The organism is Acinetobacter sp. YH12097 (genome assembly GCF_013419225.1).
Taxonomy (GTDB): Bacteria; Pseudomonadota; Gammaproteobacteria; order Pseudomonadales; family Moraxellaceae; genus Acinetobacter; species Acinetobacter amyesii.
The window spans coordinates 1-4,592 of the sequence record NZ_VPAN01000079.1; the positions used below are offsets into that span (position 1 = coordinate 1).

The 4,592-nt window shown below is 49.7% G+C and carries 5 protein-coding genes and 2 pseudogenes; 6 read left to right on the forward strand and 1 reads right to left on the reverse strand.

Translation table 11 applies throughout. The features are described 5' to 3' along the window. Positions 1–253: 253 nt before the first annotated feature. On the reverse strand, positions 254–646 hold the full coding sequence (locus FTU37_RS16265) for a TraK family protein (protein ID WP_052928019.1): 393 nt from the start codon (positions 644–646) through the stop codon (positions 254–256). Between the two features lie 329 nt (positions 647–975). Here FTU37_RS16265 and traJ point away from each other — a divergent pair, with 329 nt between their 5' ends. The 6 genes and pseudogenes from traJ to FTU37_RS16290 all read left to right on the forward strand — a co-directional run bounded on the left by traJ (position 976) and on the right by FTU37_RS16290 (position 4,525). Next, a complete protein-coding gene (gene traJ / locus FTU37_RS16270; protein ID WP_033472343.1) occupies positions 976–1,350 on the forward strand; it encodes a conjugal transfer transcriptional regulator TraJ in 375 nt (124 codons plus the stop codon). Continuing rightward, positions 1,347–2,222, forward strand: a pseudogene (traI, locus tag FTU37_RS16275) (TraI/MobA(P) family conjugative relaxase); the annotation flags it as partial. The gene traJ and the pseudogene traI, both read left to right, overlap by 4 nt. A 26-nt stretch (positions 2,223–2,248) precedes the next feature. Next, positions 2,249–3,151: pseudogene (locus FTU37_RS16280) on the forward strand (TCR/Tet family MFS transporter); the annotation flags it as partial. Then, entirely contained in the window at positions 3,143–3,328 is a 186-nt protein-coding gene (locus FTU37_RS16880; RefSeq protein ID WP_233735431.1) for a GyrI-like domain-containing protein, read from the forward strand. The pseudogene FTU37_RS16280 and the gene FTU37_RS16880, both read left to right, overlap by 9 nt. Before the next feature lie 159 nt (positions 3,329–3,487). Further along, the gene (locus FTU37_RS16285; protein ID WP_120366351.1) at positions 3,488–4,345 is read left to right on the forward strand and encodes an SDR family NAD(P)-dependent oxidoreductase; all 858 of its coding nucleotides are present in this window, start codon (positions 3,488–3,490) and stop codon (positions 4,343–4,345) included. Positions 4,346–4,372: 27 nt separating this feature from the next. Continuing rightward, entirely contained in the window at positions 4,373–4,525 is a 153-nt protein-coding gene (locus tag FTU37_RS16290; RefSeq protein WP_180007116.1) for a hypothetical protein, read from the forward strand. Positions 4,526–4,592: the final 67 nt, after the last annotated feature.

The window sequence follows — 4,592 nt, forward strand, 5'->3', positions numbered from 1 at the left end:
ATGAGGCATGTTCCGCGTCCTTGCAATACTGTGTTTACATACAGTCTATCGCTTAGCGGAAAGTTCTTTTACCCTCAGCCGAAATGCCTGCCGTTGCTAGACATTGCCAGCCAGTGCCCGTCACTCCCACTCAAATGTTAATAGGCCGCCTCTATGAAGGGGGCTGTTTTCGGGGTCGATTTCCAGGGGTTCATTGACACTTGAGGGGCGGGCTATGCCTTCCCTCTTGGCGTCCAATCCGCCCCTTGGGGCGTCAAATCAAGTCCGCTTTGTTCGGGCTGGGGTTGAAGTTGAAGCTGGGAATCTCCCCCGGCTTATGGCTGGCTGATGGTACTGGTTTGGGTGTCGCTGGGGTGGCTTTCTTGGGGGCCGGTTGGGAGGATGCCGGCGGTCTTGCGGTGGCCTTTTCAGGCTCGCCTGGCGACCGAATCAGACTGTTCACATAGCTGATAAAAGCATCATATCCGAAGCTGATTTTCCCTTCATCGTGCAGCGTTTTCCAGATGGCTTTTACCGGCCAGCCATCGGTCAAAGCCTCTTTTATGTCGTCGCGCTGGGCCAGGAAAGCCGCCCGATTCTGTCCTGAACGGGTGGGCTTTTGGGTCTGCATTTGCGCTGCAATGCGCTCTGTAAGCCGTTTAGTCATGCCGATTCTACCGCCTTTTATATGTCGATTTATCCGCGATTTAATGCCGATTCTATCGCTATTAAAGCGATTGTAAGGCGACTAAAGCCAGATTGCACGCCTTATGCGTGGAATCGGCTTGTGTTTGTCGATAAAACGGGTTATAGCCGGTAAATGGTAGTGATGTTAAAGTGGTGGTGAAGCGGGCAGGATGTGTGAAGTAGGCCCACCATGCAAGCATGGTGTTCCTCTTCACTTCCCCTTATTCGCACCTGCGGCGCTCAACGGGAATCCTGCCCTGCGGGGCCATCGGCGGACGCCGGAATAAGAGAACCAGGAGGACGCCAAAGATGGAGGCGACAGAGCAGAAGGTAACGAGAAAAAGCAGCACGCCGATCAAGGTGTATTGCCTGCCGGAAGAGCGGGCCGCCATTGAGGCCAACGCACAAGCGGCTGGCTTGAGTACGTCTGCTTTTTTGCTGGCCGTGGGGCAGGGTTACGCCGTCCAGGGCGTGACCGATTACGAGAACGTGCGCGAGCTGGTGCGGGTCAATGGCGACCTGGGCCGCCTCGGTGGTCTGCTGAAATTGTGGCTGACCGACGATGCCCGAACGGCCCGGTTCAGCGCTGAAACTGTCTTGGGCCTGCTGGCCCGGATTGAGGCCAACCAGGACGAAATGAGCCGATTGATGGAATCTATTGTGCGACCCAGGGCAGCATCATGATTGCCAAGCATGTTGCCATGCGTTCCCTGGGCAAATCAGACTTTGCCGACCTGGCTAAATACATCACCGACGCACAGAGCAAAGACCACCGGCTGGGCCATGTTCAGGTCACGAATTGCGAGGCGCATTCAGTGCGCGATGCCATCACCGAAGTGCTGGCCACCCAGCACATGAACACCAGGGCCAAGGGCGATAAGACCTATCACCTGATTGTCAGTTTTCGCGCCGGCGAGAATCCCGATGCCGACACCTTGAAGGCGATAGAGGAACGGATTTGCCAAGGGCTAGGGTTTGGTGAGCATCAGCGTATCAGCGCCGTGCATAACGACACCGACAACCTGCACATCCACATTGCCATCAACAAGATTCACCCGACCAGGCACACGATGCACGAACCGTACTATCCGCACCTGGCGCTGGCCGACTTGTGCGAGACGCTGGAACGGGACTATGGCCTGGAGGCAGACAATCACCGGCCGCAGCAGCGCGGGGCGGCATCGAGGGCCGCCGACATGGAGCGCCATGCCGGCGTGGAAAGTCTGGTGGGCTGGATCAAGCGCGAATGCCTGGACGACATTAAAGCCGCGCAGTCCTGGACGGAGCTGCACCAGGTCATGCGTGATAACGGCCTGGAGATTACGCCAAGGGGTAACGGGTTGGTGATCCGGGCCGATGACGGCACGATGGTCAAGCCCAGCACCCTGTCCCGCGATCTGTCCAAGCCTGCCCTGGAAAAGCGGCTGGGAGCCTTTGAGGCGTCACCGGATCAGCAGGAGAAGCCGCCCAGGCGGCAGTATCAAAAGAAGCCGGTACGGTCACGCGCTGACACCACCGAGCTTTATGCCAGGTACAAAGTTTTTTATCGCCAACTTATCAATGATAAATAAAAGTCACATCTATGTCAAAATCACTTATAACCGCACTCATTGTTGTCGCGCTTGATGCGATTGGTTTGGGATTAATCATGCCGGTGGTTCCGGCTTTATTAAATGAATTTGTACCGGCAGAGCAAACAGCATTTCACTATGGTGTTTTTTTATCGCTTTATGCGTTTATGCAGGTCTTTTGCGCGCCCGTTTTAGGGCGGTTATCTGACCGCTATGGACGGCGGATTATTTTGCTGGTTTCATTTTTAGGTGCCACGATTGATTATAGCATAATGGCGGCAGCGCCTGTTTTATGGGTGCTTTATATCGGCCGGATTATCTCAGGTGTTACCGGAGCAACTGGTGCAATCGCGGCATCAATTATCGCTGATACAACTAAACAGGAAGAACGTGCGCGTTGGTTTGGTTTTATGGGGGCGTGTTTTGGTGCAGGTATGATTGCAGGGCCTGCTATTGGCGGTGTTCTTAGTGATATATCTGTGCATGCGCCCTTTGTGGCAGGGGCTCTTCTCAATGCAATTGCCTTTTGTTTGGTGGCTTTCTTGTTGCCCAAAACGCCGTCACAACCGCCTGAAGGACAGCCAGCCAAAATCAATTTGTTTGAAGGCTTTCGCTTCAATTTTGCAGTTCAGGGACTTGCCAGCTTTTTTGCGTTGTTTTTTCTTATGCAGCTGATTGGGCAGGCGCCCGCCGCTTTGTGGGTGATTTATGGCGAACAGCGCTTGAATTGGGATATTGGCACAGCAGGTGTGTCGCTGGCCGTTTTTGGTGCAGCACATACATTCGTACAAGCTGTTTTAACCGGCACTCTTTCAAAGCGACTGGGTGACCGCGGTGTGTTGCTGCTTGGAATGGGCGCTGATATGTGCGGGTTTTTATTGCTGGCTTTTATCACGCAAAGCTGGATGGCGGTATTCTCAGGAACGGGTCCTATACCAGGAGCAATTCAAGAATTGCAACAGCAGATTTTTACTGAATGGTTACCAACTTCAGGTTTTGAATATGCTGAATTGCCAGATATCGAATTATATTTAGATGCTAATCCTCAGAATGCACAGTTCCAAATATGGCTCCCGATTCGTGCAAAATAAAAAAGTTGTGGCAAGTTTTTTGCCACAACTTTTTTTGAATAAAATGACTCTTAGTATTTTATAACTGACAATCAGCATATTAGATACTATAGTTGTTGTTGGCCTTTTAATTTGTTATAATCATATTGAGAGTAATTAGGAAAAAAGGAGCGTGGACAGATGACTAGAACGTGGTTTATTACTGGTGGAAGTAAAGGAATTGGTTTTGAGACAGTAAAATTAGTATTAGAAAATGGCGACCAAGTCATTTCTTTTTCTAGAACAGAAGGAAAACTCAGCAGGTTAAAAACAGAATATGGATCTTCTTTGCTGATCTGTTTAGGCGATATTGAAGAACGAGACATGGTAGTAGCCGCTGCTGCTAAGGGAGCAGAAAAATTTAATGGCATCGATATTGCTTTGAGTAATGCGGGAATGATGCTTGGAGGAATGATTGAGGAGACAACAGAAGAAGAGGCGCGTCAGATAATGAATGTAAACTTTTTCGGTTCTCTTTGGACGGCTCAAGCGGTTTCTCCTTTTTTGCGAGACAAATCAGGTCGTTTTATCCAAATGAGTAGTATCGGGGGCATCATGTCTTGGATGACTTCAGGTCTATACAGTGCTAGTAAATTTGCGGTAGAAGGATTGACGGAAGCTTTAGCACAGGAACTGGCTCCTTTTGGTGTTCATGTGACTATTGTTGAACCAGGAGGTTATTGGACAGATCTTTACAAGAAACTGCATAATAGTAAACGCTTGCCGGATTATCAAGAACTGCATCAACAAATGGATGCCTTCGCAAAAGAACAGGAGGGTCAGGCGACAGATAGTGACCCTATATTAGCAGCAAAGACAATCTTAAAACTTGCGGCATTGCCTGAACCACCACTACGTCTAATATTAAGTGATTCTCTTTTTGATGGGGTGATCGAAGCAACGGAAAATAAAATCGCCGGGTGGAAAGCAGAGGAGAGCCTCAGTCGGGAATCAGAAAAATTGATTCCAATGCCTGAAGGGTATTTAGCTGATAAGTAGATGACGACAGGAAAGTGACAATAAAAAATGAAAGAAATCATTGAAGAAATTCAAGCATACAAACCTTTTACACAGCAAGAAGCAAATGATCAAAAACTTTTTCTAAAACAAATACAATTTACGTATAGGAAGAATAAACGCCCTTTTCACCCAAGTCCAACAGCTTTGGACCGCAGTTGACTCTTTCGACACCCCTGCGATGCAACCCAATCCGGCTGACGGGGAGCCAGCAACGCTGAAAATTTAC

Coding starts and splice junctions, on each gene's coding strand:
- FTU37_RS16265 (WP_052928019.1), bottom strand. CDS start 646: ATGACTAAACGGCTTACAGAGCGCATTGCAGCGCAAATGCAGACCCAA.
- FTU37_RS16290 (WP_180007116.1), top strand. CDS start 4,373: ATGAAAGAAATCATTGAAGAAATTCAAGCATACAAACCTTTTACACAG.
- FTU37_RS16880 (WP_233735431.1), top strand. CDS start 3,143: ATGGCGGTATTCTCAGGAACGGGTCCTATACCAGGAGCAATTCAAGAA.
- FTU37_RS16285 (WP_120366351.1), top strand. CDS start 3,488: ATGACTAGAACGTGGTTTATTACTGGTGGAAGTAAAGGAATTGGTTTT.
- traJ (WP_033472343.1), top strand. CDS start 976: ATGGAGGCGACAGAGCAGAAGGTAACGAGAAAAAGCAGCACGCCGATC.